The following is a 17,521-nucleotide window of genomic DNA, read 5'->3' as shown; positions in this document are numbered from 1 at the left end:
GAGCGGCTGGCACCGCTCCAGACTCAATCAGGAAATTTGAGGATAAATTTCTTTTAAAGTAAAAGATTCCCATTTTGAAGCTCGCATGCGATCAAAGGTCACAGCCTTACTAGGAGCAACGGATAAATAGACACCCTCTCGTTCCAGGTGTATAACAGAATCTTGATAACTCACGTTCAACCAGTTATCTTCATCGGAGTTCGCTGCTCTTAAAAGCCCTTGAGAAGCGTAAACTCGCAAAATATAATTCTGATACCTAACAAATAACCTAGCCCGTTTTTCCACAACCTCTATCTCAACGGGATGATAATTTTTCCGATTGACAACCTCCTGTGCAGCAGCGGATTTGATAAGCATTTCATCGCTGTCATACACTAAATACGTCCCGTGGACTGACTTAATCAGAGTTCCACCCCAGTTGCTAAGTCGCGCGTTCAAATCGAATATTGGATTATTGATCAGAATTTTGTGATCGGATATCGTACCCAGTGACCAGTTTACTTTGACAACCACGCCCGACTGGATCGCCTTATCAAGAGTATCGGATTCCATAACATAGAAACTCCTGTATACAGATAAGAGCCCTTCATCACCATGCTCCTCATAGGCTCGCTTACAAATATCAAGCCGCACTTTATAAGTCTGAGGCATATGTTTAGCGACATTCTTATAAATTCGCAGCTTTACTTTTTCTTTAAAAAGATCGTAGGTCTGACCTTCAAAGTGCAACAAATCTATATAGTAAGTAGGTACATTTTTTGTAAGTGACGTATCAACTGGGGTTGGCCAGTGAACAGACATTGATTTTATTTCAGGGCTTTTTCTTATGAAAGACTTCCCTATTATAGTGCCCCATAATCCGTTTGTAGCGCATTTTAACAACTCAGAGGGGTATATCTCCTCTAGCAGCTCCTTTTGTTGCACGGATTTCTTAAAATAAAGAGTATCTGTTTCTTTACCTTCCGGTTTTACACTATCGTAGACAGCTTCAAGCGTCCGAAGTAGCACTGAAAAAACCGTCGCAGGATATACCGACAGCACCTCAGAAACATCTTTCTTTGCGTATATGAATTCATCCACGTCGACGTGAAGCAGCCACTCGGACGTCATTACTTCCCTCGCAAAGAGAGCATTAACACCTTGCCTTATCTCTACAGCGTCCGGGCGCCCTATCCGCTCTGCCATAGGCGGAGCTTTATAGGCTGTTTCCCAATATTTATCATTGCATACAAAAGAGATAACGCGTCCAGCGAACCTGTCTGCGTCATAAGCGGTGAATTCGGGATCGTCGAAAAAAATATAGATTTTATCTGCACCCAATCCTACGTAGTGCTCCAAAAAATTATTAATCTGATATTCAGGGGCCCTAACCGTAGTGGCAACGGACCAACTTCCCCGGGAAACGTTCAACATTTTTTCTTCCGTCTATGCTTATTCAGTTAACCATGGCCACGTGGTACTAATTCAACTCATTCTGCGACGTTTACCATACGCCGCTCCGTATGTCGACCCAAAAATCACCTAGCTCAACTAGCCGCTGACTATTTTTTTTCGAATTGAAGTAGCCTATAGATTCATTCTTGAGTATGATTTACCCATTAGAATACCAATTGTTACGTAGGCATAAATTAGAAATTCGCCTACTGAGACCAGACGAAGGAGAGGTGTATGCCCAACAAGCCAGCTATTTTCGTTGCGGGAGATGAACGAATTTTCTTTCCTGCGCTGGTGGCACTCGACAGTATTCAAGATAAAAACCCTAATACTTTTGATGCCTTCATGTGTTTCGATGCGTCTAAATTGACCAGTGACATGATTGATGCTCTCCAACATCACAAAATCACATTTATCGATGCTAAGATTTTAGAAGTTGATGACCGTATTGCCACCTTACCACAAATGGCTGAGGGTCGCTGGCCGATTGAGATATTACTCAACTGGGCTTTACCAGAATATTTGCTCACTATCGGTTATGAGCAATCTATCAAGGTGGACTATGACATACTTTGCCTCGGCAGGTATGAAATCCAGAATGTGATGCCTGTCGCTGGAATGGCACGCGGACTGATAATGAATATAAACCTCGAGAAAGAGGGGCTTACAGCTGACTCTATCTCTTTAGCAACCCACCAAGGGCTTTTAAACCCTCAAGTTCGGGCCTACATGAATGCAGGGTTCATTGCCTTCGATAATAAACTTTGCCATCAGAACAAGTTCTTTGACAGACTCTTGAAGTGTTATGAGTTTATTTTTTCGCATTGCCCGAAGGCAAAGCTAATAGAACAGCTTGCACTATATTTTGCATTTTCCAGTTGCCAGGATCAGGTCGAAGAGCTTGATCCTGTATACAACCACCGCGTACGCTGGGCTGTATTAGTTGATAAAAATTTACACCCTACCGCCAAGAACCTTCATTACATTACTAATGTCAAGCCATGGGCACCGTTTGATCGCAGCATAATTCGTGGGTTTGTCGATGAGCGACAGGGTGTTTTATTTGCTTATAGATCCATTTGGCTGGATCGAGCTTCTAGGAGCCCCTGGTTCTCCAAGTTCTGCAATGAGTCAGAAACATCACAAGAGAAAGCACTTGGAATTAGTATATTAATAGCCCACAACTATAATCAAAGGATTGTGGAATTAGAAAACAAACTCAGAATCGAACAAGATAAATCTGCGCAGTCCGAGAAGCTTCTCAACGCAATTCGTGAACTGCTAGACAAGTGACCACACAAATGCAACCATACGTTAGCGGCAGTTTATTAATTTACTGCTATTCAGAAATAAGAACCAGCGTTATCATTTGAAAATCTAGTATTTTTGTATTTTAGTAACTTATCGAAATATGAGTGATCATACGGTTGTTGCACATCCTTAGCAGATGAAATGAAAGCGTCACGGTCAGTTAGTGCATTGATTTGAGTACTCAAGACCGTCATTACACAAAACGCCCATTTTAGAGCAGGTCTATCTTCATGATTCTAGTAACAGGCGGAGCCGGCTTCATCGGGTCAAATTACGTTCTGCAGTGGTGCGCGCACCATGAGGAACCCGTCCTCAACCTCGACGCCCTCACCTACGCAGGCAACCTAGCCAACCTGCAGTCCCTTGAAGGCAACACACAGCATCACTTCGTCCAAGGCGACATCTGCGACGCGTCGCTCTTGGCCAAGCTGTTCGCCGAGCACCGCCCCCGCGCCGTGGTCCATTTTGCAGCCGAATCTCATGTAGACCGCTCTATTACCGGGCCTGAGGCATTCGTCCAGACCAACGTCATGGGCACCTTTAGATTGCTGGAAGCCGCACGTGCGCACTGGAGCAGTCTGACCGGGCAGGAGAAAGAAGGTTTCCGCTTCCTCCACGTCTCAACAGATGAGGTGTACGGCACACTCGCGCTAAACGATCCGGCGTTCACTGAAACCACACCCTACGCCCCCAACAGCCCCTACTCCGCTAGCAAAGCCGCCAGTGACCACCTGGTGCGTTCCTACTTCCATACCTACGGTATGCCAGTCCTCACCACCAACTGCTCCAACAACTACGGGCCGTTCCACTTCCCCGAAAAACTGATCCCGCTCATGATCGTCAACGCGCTCGCGGGTAAACCGTTGCCGGTCTACGGTGACGGCCAGCAGATTCGGGACTGGTTGTACGTAGAGGACCACTGCTCGGGTATCCGCCGTGTGCTGGAAGCCGGCACCACAGGCGAAACCTACAACATCGGCGGCTGGAACGAGAAAGCCAACATCGATATCGTGCGTACCGTCTGCGGCCTGCTCGATGAACTGGCGCCAGCGTCCGCGCGCAATGTGATCAACCAAAAGACCGGTGCGCCTGTCGGACACTACGCCGAGCTGATCACCTACGTGACAGACCGCCCGGGCCACGACCGCCGTTACGCCATCGATGCACGCAAGATCGAGCGCGAGCTAGGCTGGAAACCTGCGGAAACGTTCGATACCGGCATCCGCAAAACTGTCGCCTGGTACCTTGCCAATCAGGAATGGGTGCAGGGCGTGATGGACGGTTCGTACCGTGATTGGGTGGCTAAGCAATACGGGGCAAATGAAGCGTGAAAATCCTGCTGTTGGGGAAAAACGGGCAAGTAGGCTGGGAGCTGCAGCGGTCTCTTTCGCCGCTCGGTGAAGTTGTCGCACTGGACCGTCAGGGTGACGGCGAGCTCTGTGGCGATTTGAGCCAGTTGGATGCGTTGGCGAGCACAGTTCGTTTGCTCGCGCCTGATGTAATCGTCAACGCGGCCGCTTATACAGCCGTGGATAAAGCAGAGGGTGATCCTCAGGCAGCAGCGCTTATCAATGCTCAGGCCCCTGCCCTACTGGCGCGTGAAGCCGCTCGCTTGGGCGCTTGGCTGATTCATTACTCCACTGACTACGTGTATGACGGCAGCGGTGATCAGCCTCGGCAAGAAACCGCAGCCACCGGCCCGCTGTCGGTCTATGGCCGTACCAAGCTTGAGGGTGAGCAGGCCATAGAAGCCAGCGGTGCCAAGGCCGTCATCCTGCGCACCAGCTGGGTGTACGCTGCCCGCGGAAATAACTTTGCAAAGACCATGCTGCGCCTTGCCCAGGAGCGGGACGCCTTGAGCGTGGTAGCTGACCAGTTCGGCGCCCCAACCGGTGCTGACTTGATCGCGGACGTTACAGCCCATGTCGTGCGCCAGGTGGTCAACCAGCCCGCGAACGCTCACCTTGCCGGGATCTACCACCTGGCTGCATCGGGTGAAACATGCTGGCACGCTTATGCGCAATTAGTGCTGCAGGACGCGCTTTGCAGGGGCATATCGCTTAAAGTGAACGCTGATCAAGTATCAGCGATCAATACCGACGCTTACCCTGTACCCGCGCCGCGCCCGCGAAATTCGCGGCTGGCACTGGGCAAGCTCGAAAGCGCGTTTAAGTTGAAAATGCCGCCCTGGCAGCAAGGCGTTAAACGTATGCTAGACGAAATCCATAAGTAAGGATTCCCATGGCTCGTAAAGGAATTATTCTGGCCGGCGGCTCAGGCACACGCCTGCACCCCGCGACGCTCTCGGTATCGAAGCAGCTGCTGCCGGTGTATGACAAACCCATGATCTATTACCCGCTGAGCACCCTGCTGCTCGCCGGTATCCGCGACATTCTGATCATTTCAACGCCGCAGGACACCCCACGCTTCGAGCAGTTGCTAGGCGACGGCAGCCAATGGGGCCTGAACCTGTCCTACGCCGTGCAGCCAAGCCCTGATGGCTTGGCTCAGGCATTCACCATCGGCGAGGCCTTCATTGGCAACGACACTTCTGCGCTGGTGCTGGGCGACAACATCTTCTACGGCCACGACTTCCAGTCGCTGCTGTTGAACGCGGGCCAACGCGAAACGGGCGCCTCTGTGTTCGCTTATCACGTCAACGACCCTGAGCGTTACGGTGTAGCCGAATTCAATGAGGCCGGGCGCGTATTGTCGCTGGAAGAAAAGCCAAAACAGCCGAAGTCCAACTATGCGGTGACGGGCCTTTACTTCTACGACAACCAAGTGGTTGACCTGGCGCGCAGCCTGAAGCCATCGGCCCGAGGCGAGCTGGAGATCACCGACCTCAACAACCTGTACCTGCAACAAGCGCAGCTGCATGTCGAGATCATGGGCCGTGGCTATGCATGGCTGGACACAGGTACTCACGACAGCCTGCTCGATGCCAGCCAGTACATTGCGACCATGGAGCGCCGCCAAGGGCTGAAGGTGGCGTGCCCGGAAGAGATCTGCTTCCGTGCAGGCTGGATTGATGCCGAACAACTCGAGCGCCTTGCCCAGCCATTGCTCAAAAATGGCTACGGCCAGTACCTGCGTAACCTGCTTAGCGAAAAGGTTTTCTGATGCACGCTACCCCTCTGGCCATCCCTGATGTCCTTCTGTTCGCCCCAAAAGTCTTCGGCGATGACCGGGGCTTCTTCTACGAAAGCTTCAACGCCAATGTGTTTGAAGAAGTCACTGGCCTGCGCCCCGATTTCGTTCAGGACAATCACTCTCGATCAGTGAAAGGCGTGCTTCGGGGCCTGCACTACCAGTTGCCCCCTCATGCCCAGGGCAAACTGGTGCGCGTGGTCCAAGGGGAAGTGTTCGACGTGGCGGTCGATATCCGTCGCTCCTCCCCCACTTTCGGCAAATGGGTCGGTGCGGTGCTTTCTGCAGAAAACAAGAATCAGCTGTGGGTCCCGCCAGGGTTCGCGCACGGTTTTGTCACCCTGAGTGAAACCGCTGAATTCTTGTACAAGACCACCGATTTCTACTCGCCTGCCAGTGAGCGGTGCATCGCGTGGGATGACCCGGAAATCGCTATCGAGTGGCCGATTGATTTCAGCCCGAGCTTGTCTGGCAAGGATCAACTCGGCGTGGCGTTGGCTAACGCTGAAGTGTTCGAGTAATCCTGCAACGGGGCCAAGCCGCGTAAGGCTTGGCCTTGTCAGCAACTACAGCCTAAGCAGTTCTGATTGGCCGACACCTAGTCTCGCCATAGTAAGAAACGCTTGCGAGCGCTTCACCCGCTTCGATGATTAGAGCGGCCCGCTTTTCCCGGTAAGCGACTGAGTCTGGTGTTAAGCACGCAGGCTTAAGCTTCAGAAAGCAAAAAGATCAGAATCTGCCCCTTCCTTGTAGTCCGTTTCCCAAAGATACTCTGACCCCGCATTTACCATTGCGACCTCGTTTCTACGCTTCTACTCTCGGGGCGTCGTTGGTCATCAACGACACGGCTTTGACAGGTCGTAACGGTATTATGCACGCAGCTCGCTTTGTGGCGGCTGTACGTGGGGCACGCTTGCGTGCGCCGGAACTTGCATAGTCCGCCGGTCTGTCAACCTACGTACAGCTGCCTCCCTCTGTTTGACAGCAGTCGGGAGGGGGCCCGATTGGAAGGTACTATGCGATGCTTAAGATCGTCCCCGACCCACCGCAACACATCCACTCCCTGGAAGACACCCTGGTTCAGGCCTCGGATCACGCGCTATGCGCCGCAACCATCGCGCATCAGGCCTTGCTGCTACAGCCCAAATCCCCGACATCGATTCTGATCATGACGTCTCTGCACGAACTCGAGGCGCTGCGGGCATTGCTGGAGTCAGCGCTTCTGCAGGTGCAAAGGCCCAGAGAACCTCGAGCAATGCATTGAAGCCAGCTGGGGCTGTGGTGGGCTGACCATTGCCAAGCAAGGTCGCCCACATGGCAGCCCTGGTAGCAAACAAGCAGGGAGACCAATCAATGACCGCACATCAAACCGGCGTTACAGCCGGCAAAACCAAGTTCTATCAAGGCAAACAGCAAACCGAGCCACTGTTCTGCATCGAACCCGGCATACCGTGTGAGCACGCCCGTGCTCAAGCCTCTGAGCTGATGGGTTACGCGCAGGAGCTGACCATCAGTGGCTTGATGGACGAAAACCCGAAGTTGATATGGGCTGCGTACTATCTGGGTGCATTGGCCAAAACGCTGATGGACGATGCTGAGGCAGGCATGGCGAACTGAGCAGCGTGCCCACCCGGCAGTCAGTGTTTGTAGATTCCTCGGTCACCAACGGAAAGTAATCCTGGGATGGCAAAACCTTAAGAAGTCTCGGACGAAGATTTAGCGGTGTGTTAACAGGTTCGGGATCGACGAAATAACAGAGCACTGGGGCGAATGCTCGAGCGCTTATACCTGAGGCTGACGCACTTAAAACCTCGACCGAGCCGATTGACGGTGCTGGTGTGATGATCCCTCAGAAACTGAACGGGCTACTCGACGGTTTCGAAGTCGTCGCTTCCATGCGGATAAAAAGATCGATCCTGGAATGAGGAACGCCGAGGAGCTTGGCTCGAATCCGCGTCGCTCCTGGTGCAGAAGAACGCTCAGCTTCGGACGTTGCAAAGCGCAGACAGACGATGCCGAGCTTCTGCGATCACCGGCTTAACAGACCTTGTTAGGAGGCTTCCGTTACTTTCCAGTTTTTACCTTCATAACTCTTCAGCGCAGACGCTTGAATCTATTCTCAAGCACCTGAGCTTCGCACCTCTGAAAGCAGAAAAATCAGAATCTACCCCTTCCCTGTAGTCCATTTCCCAAAGATACTCATCCTCCCTATTTTCCGTTGCGGCCATTCTGGAAGCGACCTAGTCTCGCCCTGTCGTTGGCTATCAACGGCACGGCTTTGACAGGCCGTCACGGTACATAGAAATCAGCTCGTCCTTGATGGCGGCTGTACGTGCGGGCACGCTTGCGTGCGCCGGAACTTGCTATGTCCGCCGGTCTGTCAACCCACGTACAGCTGCCACCCACTTGTTTGACAGCAAGAGGCGGCCGCACTGATCAAAGGACATACGCGATGCTTAAGATCGTCCCCGACCCACCGCACCACATCCACTCCCTGGAAGACACCCTGATTCAAGCCTCGGATCACGCGCTCTGCGCCGCAACCGTCGCGCATCAGGCCTTGCTGCTACAGCCCAAATCCCCGACATCGATTCTGATCATGACGTCTCTGCATCAACTCGAGGCGCTGCGGGCATTGCTGGAGTCGGCGCTTCTGCAGGTGCAAAGGCCCAGAGAACCTCGAGCAATGCATTGAAGCCAGCTGGGGCTGTGGTGGGCTGACCATTGCCAAGCAAGGTCGCCCGCATTGCAGCCCTGGCAGCAAACAGGCAGGGAGATCAATCAATGACCGCACATCACACCGGCGTCACCGCCGGCAAAACCAAGTTCTACCAAGGCAAACAGCAAACCGAGCCACTGTTCTGCATCGAACCCGGCATACCGTGTGAGCACGCCCGTGCTCAAGCCTCTGAACTGATGGGGTACGCGCAGGAGCTGACCATCAGTGGCTTGATGGACGAAAACCCGAAGCTGGTGTGGGCTGCATACTATCTGGGTGCGCTGGCCAAAACGCTGATGGACGATGCTGAAGCTGGCATAGCGAGCTGAGCGGCGGATTCATGCGGCAGTAAGTTTTGGAGATTCCTAAGCCATCGAAACGATCTGCTCACGAACCCTGACACAGGCTATAACCGCAGCACCCAATCGCGCTGTGTGGGACATCTCCGCACACAAGCTCAGTGGGTGCTATATCCCAAGCCAGCGTATACTCCGCCCCCGGCAGGGAGGGCTCATGATCATGGTCATAGGCCCAGGTGGCAGCGTTCAGCGTCAGTACACACTTTGAAAGCGCCAGTGACCGCAATGCCGGACTCAGTTTTGGCTGGATCAACATTTACCTTCCTTACCTCCTTTATCAAGCAGCACACATGACTCTTTCTAACCCCAGTAATCGGCTCTATACGTTGGATGTACTGCGTGGCCTGGCTGCCTTGTGTGTCGTGTTCTGGCATTGGCAGCACTTCTTCTATGTGGGTAGCGCAGCCCATGACTTCGACCCGGCACAGCAACCGTTCTTCAGCACGTTTGAACTGCTGTATCGGCATGGCAACCTGGCTGTGCAGCTGTTCTTCACGTTATCGGGGTTCGTTTTCTACTGGTTGTTCGCAAACGGCATCAGCCGTCGCGCGTTGACGGTGTCACGTTTTGCCCAGGACAGGTTTAGCAGGCTCTACCCTTTGCACATCGTCACGTTCATGGCTGTCGTGGCCCTGCAATGGGCCTATCTCAGCAGCCACGGCACCTATTTCGTCTATACGTTCAATGACGTCTATCACGCGGTGCTGAATATTTTGATGGTGCCGGCCTGGGGCTTGGAAAAGGGTTGGTCCTTCAACGCGCCTGTGTGGTCGGTGTCGGTGGAAGTGTTGCTCTACGCGATCTTCTTCATCATCTGCCTGACCAAGCGCTGGAAATGGCCATTGACCCTGGCGGCCATCGCGATTGGCAGCTTCCTTTATCCAGACATCTACAAACTGGGTAGTGGTCTGGTGTGCTTTTTCGTCGGTGGCATGACCTATGGCGTGCTGACGTGGGTGCGCCGGTATCTGGGCGATGGGGGTGCGCTGCTCATCACAGGCCCACTGTGTCTGGTGGCCTGGATCTGGCTTTTGAAAACACCTGCCGGGCTGAACAACCCGTTGCTGCTTTACGTGTGCTAACCATTACTTATTGCCGCACTGGCGGCCGCGGGCTCGCGCTGGCCCGGTCTGGCGCGGCGCTGGGCGTGGCTGGGCGACATTAGTTACTCGTCCTACCTCACTCATTTCCCATTGCAGATCATATTCGCCATGGCCTTCGACGCATTGGCGCTTTCACGAGCAGTGTTCTATCAAGGGTGGGTGATGGTGCTGTTCTTTGCTGTACTCATACCCCTGAGCCTTGCCACCCATCGGTACTTGGAGCGCCCCGCCCAAGCTTGGCTGCGACAGCGAGAGCGGCAGGTTTCTGCATTAACACCTAACTAACCCAACCGGTCCCCTTCTGGAGCAGATCAGCGTTTCATCGCACCGTTCGATTCGCCTGCAACACGCTTAACTGCCGGTTTTGTATTTTTCCGAGGGCGTGGGTACCGCCGCAGCCGGCCTATTGATCGGAATTTACGCCTTTCCTGTAGCCCATTTCCCAAACACAATCCCATCGCCTTTTTTCGATTGCCGTTGTTCAGGCGCAGCCCTAGTCTCACCCCGTCGTTGCTCATCAACGACCGGCTTTGGCAGGCTGTTTCGACAAAAAGGTAGTGTCACCCTTATGGTGGCTGTGCGTGGGGCACGTTCGCGTGCGCCGGGTAAGTTCCTCTGTCGACCGGTCTGTCAACCCACGTACAGCTGCCACCCATTTGTTTGACAGCACTAGGTGTCGGCCTCGTCGAAGCTGACCATCAGCGGCTTGATGGACAAAAACCCGAAATTGGTATGGGCTGCGTACTACCTGGGCGCACTGGCCAAGACGTTGATGGACGATGCTGACGCTGGCATGGCGAACTGAGCGGCGGGTTGTTGATTCGGCAAGGTGCTCACTCCCCTGCCCTGACGGTACCTATCGATCCAAGCGCATAGGTACCGTCACAGCACTGCTATTTGTCTTCCCGAATCACAATCTGCCGAAGCCCAATCCCCAACATGCGCTTGTCGCCACTGATACCCAGCTGCTCGGGCGAAGTGGCCTGGGGTACCTTGATGGTCAGCTTGCTGACTTCGTCGGGGTTGTCGATCTTCAAGCTATACGGTTCCACTTCACCGCTCAGCTTCAGCGGATAGCGGCGATCATCTACCTTCACTTCAAAGGTGCGGCCCTGGTTGGGGCCAAACGCCTTGGCGTTGATTTCCAGCGTGAAGGTTTTGGGCAGCGGCCGTGAGAACTGCAACGTCACGGTGTCACCTTCGGACCAGGCGCCCCAGCTTTCGGCATGGGACAGGCCGCGCAACGTGTCTACCGACTCGGTGTGGATGTTTGAGCGGAAATCGAGCAGCAGCGGGTTGTCCTTGGGCAGCTTTCTGGCCAACGAGAAGCCATTGAGCTTGAGGACCTTGAAGTCGCCTTTGGCAAACTCGACATCCCCTACTACCAGGATCCATCTCTTGTCAGCCGGCGACTGGTCGGCGGTGTAGATTTCGCCTGGCTTATACGACAAGTCCGGGCCTGCGTTCAAATCTTCCACCCAGTACAGTGCCCGCAGAATCGAGGCCGGGTTATCCCCTACCACCAGCAGGTGTGGGCGCTCGCTGACGGGCAGGTATTGACGCGCGAACATCCCGGCCTTGTCATACACGTCTGCATGCCTGCGTTCGAGCAGCGACATGCTGGCGTATACCGTACTGACCAGAATGGAAAGCGGCAGGAAGACGAACACGAACAGCTGCAAGCCCTTGCGCGGTTTTGCACACCACAGCATCAAGCTGATCAGCGAGAGCCCTGCGAGTACGTAGAAGGCCCGATTACCAGCGGTAAAGCCGCGCAGCTCAGGGTTATCGATAAAGCTCAGGGTAAACGGGTACATGCGCGTGATGCCGGCATACACCACAGCGCCCATCACCACGATCGCCACGCCCCAGCGCACGTAACGGTGCGCCGTGAGCCTGGCCCCCGCCAGTTCGGCGCCTGCGGCGATGAACAGCAACGGGAACAGGAAGTCGTAGTAGCGCATGTGCAGGCGCAACGCGGTTTCGACGGCGTTGGTGCCGGCCACGGATGCCGAGAACAACGCCACCACGGCGATCAGGTTCAGCAGCAGGAACAGGGTGAAGAAGGCAAACTTCCCGTCCTCGCCGATGGCGCGAGTTCGCAATGTGGCGATGCTGGTGGTGATGATGATCGCCAAGGCGCAGCCGAACATCACGGCATTGCCCAGCAGGTGCCCGGCTGCAATGGTCGGCGCCGCTTTCAGGATGGCCAGGTACCGGTCGATGCTGGAGGCGCTGGACTCAAGGGTGGTGGCGTAGAAGTTGCCGAACAGCGTCAGGCCTGCCTTGCCGGCGACCAGGTAGCTGAAGCCAAATTTGGTCAGCAACATGACGCCGACGAACACAGCGGCGTTTTTTACCGCCGTCACGAACCAGCGGTCCTGGTCTTTGTAGGCAAAGTAGGCAATGCACAGGCAGAAGGCTGGGATGACGAACAGCGCATGCGGCTTGACCAGGGACGAACACCCCATCAGCACGCCGAGCAGCGCCCAGCGTTGCCAAGGCGCGTTCGAGGCCAGGGTCAGAAAGTACCAGGCGCTGATCCAGAACGTCAGGTAGAACAGCGCTTCAGGCATGAAGTACGTGGTGTAGCCGTTGATCGGCCCGAGCATGCTCAGGGCCACGATCAACACCGACACCCGCGCACTGCAATACCGGCGTGCCACCATGAAGATGAACGGCGAGGCCAGCACGAAGAACAGGGCATTGAGCAGCTTGGTACAACCCACGAACCCGTCGCCACACATCAACGTGGACTTGTAGATGCTCAGGTACAGGTAGTTGGGTATCGATGCGCTCGACAGCGGCAGCACGCGTGCCATCGAGCTGTAGGTGTATTCATCCCCGAAGACGGTTGGGTAGATACCGCTTGAACGCATCATCAGCAGCACGAAGGCCAGTGCCATGATTGCCGCGACTGCCACGGTCGCGTTCAGCTGCGACCTTTCTATCAACTTCATACTGCCCTATCCCTTCTACTGCTCTTCATTTCCACAACCTGCTGCATGTGCGCCCGATCAGGACTTAACGGCCAGTACGATGCCGAACATGATGAATGCGACGCCGATGAAGTACTGGATCTGGAACCGCTCACCCAAGATGAAGTGGCTGCCGATTGGCACCAGCACGAAGGCCAACGCCATCAGCGGGTAGGCTTTGCCCAGTTCGATCTTTTGCAGCACCCACACCCAGGCGATGGTGGTCACACCGTACAGTGCGAACGCAGAGCCCAAAATCATCAGGGTCTTGAGGTCGAAGATGGTGCCGGCGCGCTGCAGCGCACTGGCGCTGAGCTTGAACATGATCTGGCCGGTCGCGATACCCACGACGCATAGAATTGCAATGGCATACATCATGGGCGCTTACCTGCCTTGAACTTGGACTTCAACCGCGATAGGTGGAACGGCCTTCTGGGGACCGAGGCGATGTCCTGCCCCAGGAACGCCAGGATCAGTTGGATACCCAGGAATATCGGCAAGGCAGACAGCATCACGGTGCCGGCAGAGTTGGCGACGCCGGTATAGATGGACGAAGCCCAGTGAGACAGGCCGAAGACCAGACCCCATATCAGCAACAGCAGGCCAGCCGGCAGCTCCAGGGACGCCAGCGACATGTCGCGCAGGTAGTAGTTGTAGAAGATCCGCTTGCCGAAGTTGCGCACGTGCTTGGCCAGAAACTCGCCCACGATCTTGGAAATCTTCAGGTTGCTGACTTCATCGCCGTACTTGGCGTCCATGGGCACATCTACCACCACCGCGCGCAGGGTATTGAGCCGGAACAGGATGTCGGTCTCGAAGAAGTAGCGACGGCTGATCTTGGCGAACGGCAGGTGGCGGGCGACGTCACGGTGGATGGCCGTGTAGCCATTGGTGGGGTCGAACAGGTCCCAGTAACCGGACGAGAACTTGGTCATGAAGGACAGGACAGCGTTGCCGAACAGGCGAATCTTGGGCATTGCCCGGATTTCTTCCAGGTCGTAGAACCGGTTGCCCTTGGTGTAGTCGGCCGTGCCCTCAAGAATGGGCGTGACGAAGTTCATCAGCAGGCCTGGGTCCATCTGGCCATCCCCGTCGATCTTGACGATGATGTCCATGCCGTCCTGGATAGCCGCCTGGTAGCCGGTCATGACCGCACCGCCCACGCCCTGGTTTTCCGGGTTGCGCAGCACCACTACACGGGGGTCGGTGGCGTGTTCCTCGACATAACGGCCGGAGCCTTCCGGGCAGCAATCATCGACTACGTAGATGCGCTCGACTTCCGGGCCAATATCGGCAATGACGCCCAGGATATGCGCGGTCACTTTGTAGGAAGGGATCACCACCGCAATGCTGGTCGCGCGATCTTCGCAAGGTTGTACGCTGCCAGGCGAAAGGTGTTCTTGCTGGCCAATTGTCATAGTTTGAGTCCTGTTACGTATTCCAAAAAATAGTCATTGCGGTGGGCGTGGCGGCAGCGCGGCGTTTTCATGACTTGGCCGGGGCGAATGCCCAGAGCTTCATCACCATGAAGTTGAGCACCGGCACGATGAAGACCACCATCACCAGGCCCACGCCATAGTGCCAACCCATGTATTCGACCCACGAGGTGATGAGCAGCGTCAGGCCCAGCGACACCAGTGAGACCAGCAAGAAGCGCCGGTATCCCAGCCAACTCATCGGCACACGGAAGGTGAACCGGCTGTTGATGCAGTAGGACATCAGGTTGGCCACGATGAATGCACACGCGTTGGCCACGGCTGCCGGCGGCGCCAGGGTTTCCATCAGCAAAATCACCACGCCGGCATGCACCGCCGTGTTGGCCACGCCGACCAAGGCAAAACGCAGGAACTGGTAGTACTTGCCCGGAATGATCATCGGTCGGTCTTGACCACTTCGCGCACGATGTACACGGGCCGGCGCTTGGATTCCACGAAGATCCGCCCGACATACTCCCCAAGCACCCCTATGCCGATCAGCTGCACGCCGCTGGCGAACAGGATGGTGATCATCAACGAGGCATAACCGGGCGTATCGGCGCCAAAGCACAGGGTCTTGATCAGCAGGTAAACCGCATACACAAAGGCCATGGCCGATACCGCACAGCCCAGGTAAGTCCATATGCGCAGGGGGGCCGAGCTGTAGCTGGTGATGCCTTCGATGGCAAAATTCCAGAGTTTCCAGGTGTTGAAGCTGGTCTTGCCGGTGCTGCGTGGCGCCACCTGGTATTCGATGGTGGCGGTGCGAAAACCTACCCAGGCAAACAGCCCCTTCATGAAGCGACGGTTTTCAGGAAGCCTTTTTAGCGCCTCGACGACCTTGCGGTCCATCAAGCGAAAATCGCCCACGTCCGCGGGTATGTGGATGTCCGAGATGGAGTTGTGCAGTTTGTAGAACCCGTTGGCGGTGAACTTCTGCACCGCGTGGTCGGTGCGCCGATCCACGCGCTTGGCCAGCACCACTTCGGCGCCCTCCTCCCATTTGGCAACGAGCTCCAGCACCACTTCGGGGGGATGCTGAAGGTCGGAGTCGATGGGCACGACTGCATCGCCGGTCGCAAAGTCCAGGCCAGCTGAAAGCGCGGCTTCTTTCCCAAAGTTTCGTGACAGGTCAACGACCGTTACGTACGGGTAAGCCGCCTGGGCCTTGAGCAGTTCTTCGTAGGTCTGGTCCCTGCTGCCGTCATTGATCGCGATGACCTCGAAGTCATAGCGATCGGCCAACGCCTTTGACAGGGCGTCCACACGCTCGAAGAACGCGCAAACACCGCGTTCTTCGTTGTAGAACGGTGAGATCAGCGACAACAAGCGCCTAGGCTGGCTCATCAGTGGCGCTCCTTGTCCACATCAAACTTGCACACATGGGCGTAATCGAGTTCGGTGCACTGGGGCTGATGGTCGGCTGGGAACAGCGCCAGCGCCTGGCCCACTTCAGGGAAATCGCCCTTGACGAATACATACAGGGAGTGGCGCGCATCGGAGCCTGCAATTTCGGCCTGGGTGCTTTCCACTGCACAGTTGGAGTTGGCGCGTGCCACGTAACCGGTGTTGATCTTGAGCCCGTGCTCGACGGCATACCGCATGGTCGGCATCAGCGTACTGAGGATCATGTCCGAGCGCCCGCAGCGGAACTTGGGGAAGAAATACAGATACTGAATGCCATCGGCTATCTGGGCGTCCCACGCAGCCTGGGTCAGGATTGGTGTTGCCGGGCGCTTGGCGCCATCGATCAAGCGGTGGCGCTGGATGGACATGTCCGCCACCTGCACCACGATCAACACCAACATCGCCAGCGCGAAAACGCGTTTGGGCAGCCTGCGGTACAGCAATACGATGGCCGCGATGGTCAGCGCATACCCTACAGGCCAGAAGAACCGGCCAGAGGCCCGGAACTGCGTAGTGATGGCCTCCATGAACGCGGGGTAATGCAGCACCAGCACCTGGTGGGTGCCCCAGTAGATGCTGTCGGAAAGTGCATACAGGGTGAGCCCAAGCATCACCAGCACCAGCGGCCAGTTGTCCGCCGCCCACCTCACTGCCCTGCGCCCGCCCAGTACCAGGCCGGCCAGCAACCCCAGCAAGACACCCAGGCCCAGGTAATTGAAGCCTTCGTATTGCCCCGGCATTTCGGCGTTTTCGATGGGGAAGAACGTACCCCCTGAAAACGGTGCCAGCAGGTTCATGGAAAACGTGCCGAAACCGGTTTCCTTGGCCACGTTCGTGGAGTCCATGGGGAACACGGTCACCCATAGGCTGGCGCCGATGATCAGGAACGGCAACAACGCCCGAGGCACGTCCACCCAGCGGTAGTGCCGTGGCTTGGCCAGCCAGTTGGCGACATAAATGGCGCTCGCCATCACGCACAGGTAGATGTTGATGTAGAAGCCGGCCACCAACAATGCTGTCCAGCCTGCCACGGGCACCTGCCCCAGGCGCTGCCCACGCAAGTAGAGCGCGATGGCTGCCAGCAGGATCCAGTGCGTCATCAGCGAGATATGGGTCACACGCGCTGTAAAGGCCGGGAAGATCAGCAGGCACACCACCAGCGCCACCAGTGCCAGCCAGGACTTGACCTCAAGCTCGCGCAGTATCCACCAGCCACACACGGCCTGGCCCAGGAATGCTAGGCCCACCCACACGCCGTAGGGGTTGAACGGTGCGTATGACGCGGGCACCACCAGTTTCAGGATAAGCGCATACAGCGGAATGGTGTCCATGAACGTCGCGCGCGTGCCCTGCGGGTAATTGATGCTGTCGAATGCCAGCAGCGGATACCCGAAAGGCGCACTGAAGAACGCGTGGAAGCCAGAGATGTATTGCGTAACGTCGTCGACTTCCGACTGCCAGTACGACGATGTACCGGCGATGAACCCCGAAGGAAAATGATGCCACACGAACCAGACGGCGATAGCCAACGCTAACGCCAGGCCCGTCCTCCCCGTGGAACCCAACCTTGAACTCATTGCAAACG

General features: G+C 55.7%; 18 protein-coding genes. 11 read left to right on the top strand and 7 right to left on the bottom strand.

All coding sequences use genetic code 11. The features are described from left to right. Positions 1 to 27: 27 nt before the first annotated feature. Positions 28 to 1,413 carry a glycosyltransferase family 2 protein gene (locus PFU01S_RS15175; protein ID WP_028687415.1) on the bottom strand — a complete coding sequence of 462 codons (1,386 nt, stop codon included), beginning with the start codon at positions 1,411 to 1,413 and terminating at the stop codon, positions 28 to 30. A gap of 255 nt (positions 1,414 to 1,668) precedes the next feature. Here PFU01S_RS15175 and PFU01S_RS15170 point away from each other — a divergent pair, with 255 nt between their 5' ends. The 11 genes from PFU01S_RS15170 (at position 1,669) to PFU01S_RS22170 (ending at position 10,881) form a co-directional block, all read left to right on the top strand. Continuing rightward, a complete protein-coding gene (locus PFU01S_RS15170; RefSeq protein WP_028687414.1) occupies positions 1,669 to 2,727 on the top strand; it encodes a glycosyltransferase in 1,059 nt (352 codons plus the stop codon). Between the two features lie 248 nt (positions 2,728 to 2,975). Further along, a complete protein-coding gene (rfbB, locus tag PFU01S_RS15165) occupies positions 2,976 to 4,076 on the top strand; it encodes a dTDP-glucose 4,6-dehydratase (protein WP_028687413.1) in 1,101 nt (366 codons plus the stop codon). Beyond that, positions 4,073 to 4,978, top strand: a complete 906-nt coding sequence (gene rfbD, locus PFU01S_RS15160) for a dTDP-4-dehydrorhamnose reductase (RefSeq protein ID WP_027914272.1) — start codon at positions 4,073 to 4,075, stop codon at positions 4,976 to 4,978. Before rfbB ends, rfbD begins: the two co-directional genes overlap by 4 nt. 8 nt (positions 4,979 to 4,986) lie before the next feature. Next, positions 4,987 to 5,868: a glucose-1-phosphate thymidylyltransferase RfbA gene (gene rfbA / locus PFU01S_RS15155; RefSeq protein WP_027914271.1), complete on the top strand. Its 882-nt coding sequence runs from the start codon at positions 4,987 to 4,989 to the stop codon at positions 5,866 to 5,868. Beyond that, positions 5,868 to 6,416, top strand: coding sequence for a dTDP-4-dehydrorhamnose 3,5-epimerase (rfbC, locus tag PFU01S_RS15150; RefSeq protein ID WP_028687412.1), 549 nt, complete (start codon positions 5,868 to 5,870; stop codon positions 6,414 to 6,416). Before rfbA ends, rfbC begins: the two co-directional genes overlap by 1 nt. 500 nt (positions 6,417 to 6,916) lie before the next feature. Continuing rightward, positions 6,917 to 7,159, top strand: a complete 243-nt coding sequence (locus PFU01S_RS15145) for a hypothetical protein (protein WP_027914269.1) — start codon at positions 6,917 to 6,919, stop codon at positions 7,157 to 7,159. Between the two features lie 89 nt (positions 7,160 to 7,248). Further along, positions 7,249 to 7,512, top strand: a complete 264-nt coding sequence (locus PFU01S_RS15140) for a DUF3077 domain-containing protein (RefSeq protein ID WP_028687411.1) — start codon at positions 7,249 to 7,251, stop codon at positions 7,510 to 7,512. Between the two features lie 835 nt (positions 7,513 to 8,347). Continuing rightward, positions 8,348 to 8,590 (top strand): hypothetical protein, encoded by a 243-nt coding sequence (locus PFU01S_RS15135; protein ID WP_028687410.1) that lies wholly within the window; start codon positions 8,348 to 8,350, stop codon positions 8,588 to 8,590. Between the two features lie 89 nt (positions 8,591 to 8,679). Next, positions 8,680 to 8,943 carry a DUF3077 domain-containing protein gene (locus PFU01S_RS15130; protein ID WP_027914266.1) on the top strand — a complete coding sequence of 88 codons (264 nt, stop codon included), beginning with the start codon at positions 8,680 to 8,682 and terminating at the stop codon, positions 8,941 to 8,943. Positions 8,944 to 9,263: 320 nt separating this feature from the next. Further along, the gene (locus tag PFU01S_RS15125) at positions 9,264 to 10,055 is read left to right on the top strand and encodes an acyltransferase family protein (protein WP_248694602.1); all 792 of its coding nucleotides are present in this window, start codon (positions 9,264 to 9,266) and stop codon (positions 10,053 to 10,055) included. Between the two features lie 694 nt (positions 10,056 to 10,749). Beyond that, entirely contained in the window at positions 10,750 to 10,881 is a 132-nt protein-coding gene (locus PFU01S_RS22170) for a DUF3077 domain-containing protein (protein WP_372237585.1), read from the top strand. 88 nt (positions 10,882 to 10,969) lie between these two features. On the opposite strand, the gene PFU01S_RS15120 is transcribed toward PFU01S_RS22170, so the two are convergent. From PFU01S_RS15120 to PFU01S_RS15095, 6 genes are all read right to left on the bottom strand, one after another. Continuing rightward, entirely contained in the window at positions 10,970 to 13,036 is a 2,067-nt protein-coding gene (locus tag PFU01S_RS15120) for an ArnT family glycosyltransferase (protein ID WP_028687409.1), read from the bottom strand. Between the two features lie 57 nt (positions 13,037 to 13,093). Then, positions 13,094 to 13,432, bottom strand: a complete 339-nt coding sequence (locus tag PFU01S_RS15115) for a DMT family transporter (RefSeq protein WP_028687408.1) — start codon at positions 13,430 to 13,432, stop codon at positions 13,094 to 13,096. Then, positions 13,429 to 14,472: a glycosyltransferase family 2 protein gene (locus PFU01S_RS15110; protein ID WP_080992900.1), complete on the bottom strand. Its 1,044-nt coding sequence runs from the start codon at positions 14,470 to 14,472 to the stop codon at positions 13,429 to 13,431. Before PFU01S_RS15110 ends, PFU01S_RS15115 begins: the two co-directional genes overlap by 4 nt. A 67-nt stretch (positions 14,473 to 14,539) precedes the next feature. Continuing rightward, positions 14,540 to 14,929: a GtrA family protein gene (locus PFU01S_RS15105; protein WP_023536239.1), complete on the bottom strand. Its 390-nt coding sequence runs from the start codon at positions 14,927 to 14,929 to the stop codon at positions 14,540 to 14,542. After that, positions 14,926 to 15,876: a glycosyltransferase family 2 protein gene (locus PFU01S_RS15100; RefSeq protein WP_033736971.1), complete on the bottom strand. Its 951-nt coding sequence runs from the start codon at positions 15,874 to 15,876 to the stop codon at positions 14,926 to 14,928. The genes PFU01S_RS15105 and PFU01S_RS15100 overlap by 4 nt, the downstream gene beginning before the upstream one ends. Beyond that, positions 15,876 to 17,465 (bottom strand): DUF6311 domain-containing protein, encoded by a 1,590-nt coding sequence (locus PFU01S_RS15095; protein WP_230396015.1) that lies wholly within the window; start codon positions 17,463 to 17,465, stop codon positions 15,876 to 15,878. The genes PFU01S_RS15100 and PFU01S_RS15095 overlap by 1 nt, the downstream gene beginning before the upstream one ends. Positions 17,466 to 17,521 lie beyond the last annotated feature (56 nt).

Origin of the sequence: Pseudomonas fulva NBRC 16637 = DSM 17717 (assembly GCF_000730565.1) — a bacterium.
In the GTDB taxonomy this organism is placed as follows: domain Bacteria; phylum Pseudomonadota; class Gammaproteobacteria; order Pseudomonadales; family Pseudomonadaceae; genus Aquipseudomonas; species Aquipseudomonas fulva.
The sequence above is the reverse complement of the archived record's forward strand: the minus strand, read 5'-3'. Positions and strand labels throughout refer to the sequence as shown.

Bases quoted from the DNA above. Each gene is read 5' to 3' on its own strand.
- PFU01S_RS15175 (WP_028687415.1), bottom strand. From the start codon at position 1,413: ATGTTGAACGTTTCCCGGGGAAGTTGGTCCGTTGCCACTACGGTTAGG.
- PFU01S_RS15170 (WP_028687414.1), top strand. From the start codon at position 1,669: ATGCCCAACAAGCCAGCTATTTTCGTTGCGGGAGATGAACGAATTTTC.
- rfbB (WP_028687413.1), top strand. From the start codon at position 2,976: ATGATTCTAGTAACAGGCGGAGCCGGCTTCATCGGGTCAAATTACGTT.
- rfbA (WP_027914271.1), top strand. From the start codon at position 4,987: ATGGCTCGTAAAGGAATTATTCTGGCCGGCGGCTCAGGCACACGCCTG.
- rfbC (WP_028687412.1), top strand. From the start codon at position 5,868: ATGCACGCTACCCCTCTGGCCATCCCTGATGTCCTTCTGTTCGCCCCA.
- PFU01S_RS15145 (WP_027914269.1), top strand. From the start codon at position 6,917: ATGCTTAAGATCGTCCCCGACCCACCGCAACACATCCACTCCCTGGAA.
- PFU01S_RS15140 (WP_028687411.1), top strand. From the start codon at position 7,249: ATGACCGCACATCAAACCGGCGTTACAGCCGGCAAAACCAAGTTCTAT.
- PFU01S_RS15135 (WP_028687410.1), top strand. From the start codon at position 8,348: ATGCTTAAGATCGTCCCCGACCCACCGCACCACATCCACTCCCTGGAA.
- PFU01S_RS15130 (WP_027914266.1), top strand. From the start codon at position 8,680: ATGACCGCACATCACACCGGCGTCACCGCCGGCAAAACCAAGTTCTAC.
- PFU01S_RS15125 (WP_248694602.1), top strand. From the start codon at position 9,264: ATGACTCTTTCTAACCCCAGTAATCGGCTCTATACGTTGGATGTACTG.
- PFU01S_RS15120 (WP_028687409.1), bottom strand. From the start codon at position 13,036: ATGAAGTTGATAGAAAGGTCGCAGCTGAACGCGACCGTGGCAGTCGCG.
- PFU01S_RS15115 (WP_028687408.1), bottom strand. From the start codon at position 13,432: ATGATGTATGCCATTGCAATTCTATGCGTCGTGGGTATCGCGACCGGC.
- PFU01S_RS15110 (WP_080992900.1), bottom strand. From the start codon at position 14,472: ATGACAATTGGCCAGCAAGAACACCTTTCGCCTGGCAGCGTACAACCT.
- PFU01S_RS15105 (WP_023536239.1), bottom strand. From the start codon at position 14,929: ATGATCATTCCGGGCAAGTACTACCAGTTCCTGCGTTTTGCCTTGGTC.
- PFU01S_RS15100 (WP_033736971.1), bottom strand. From the start codon at position 15,876: ATGAGCCAGCCTAGGCGCTTGTTGTCGCTGATCTCACCGTTCTACAAC.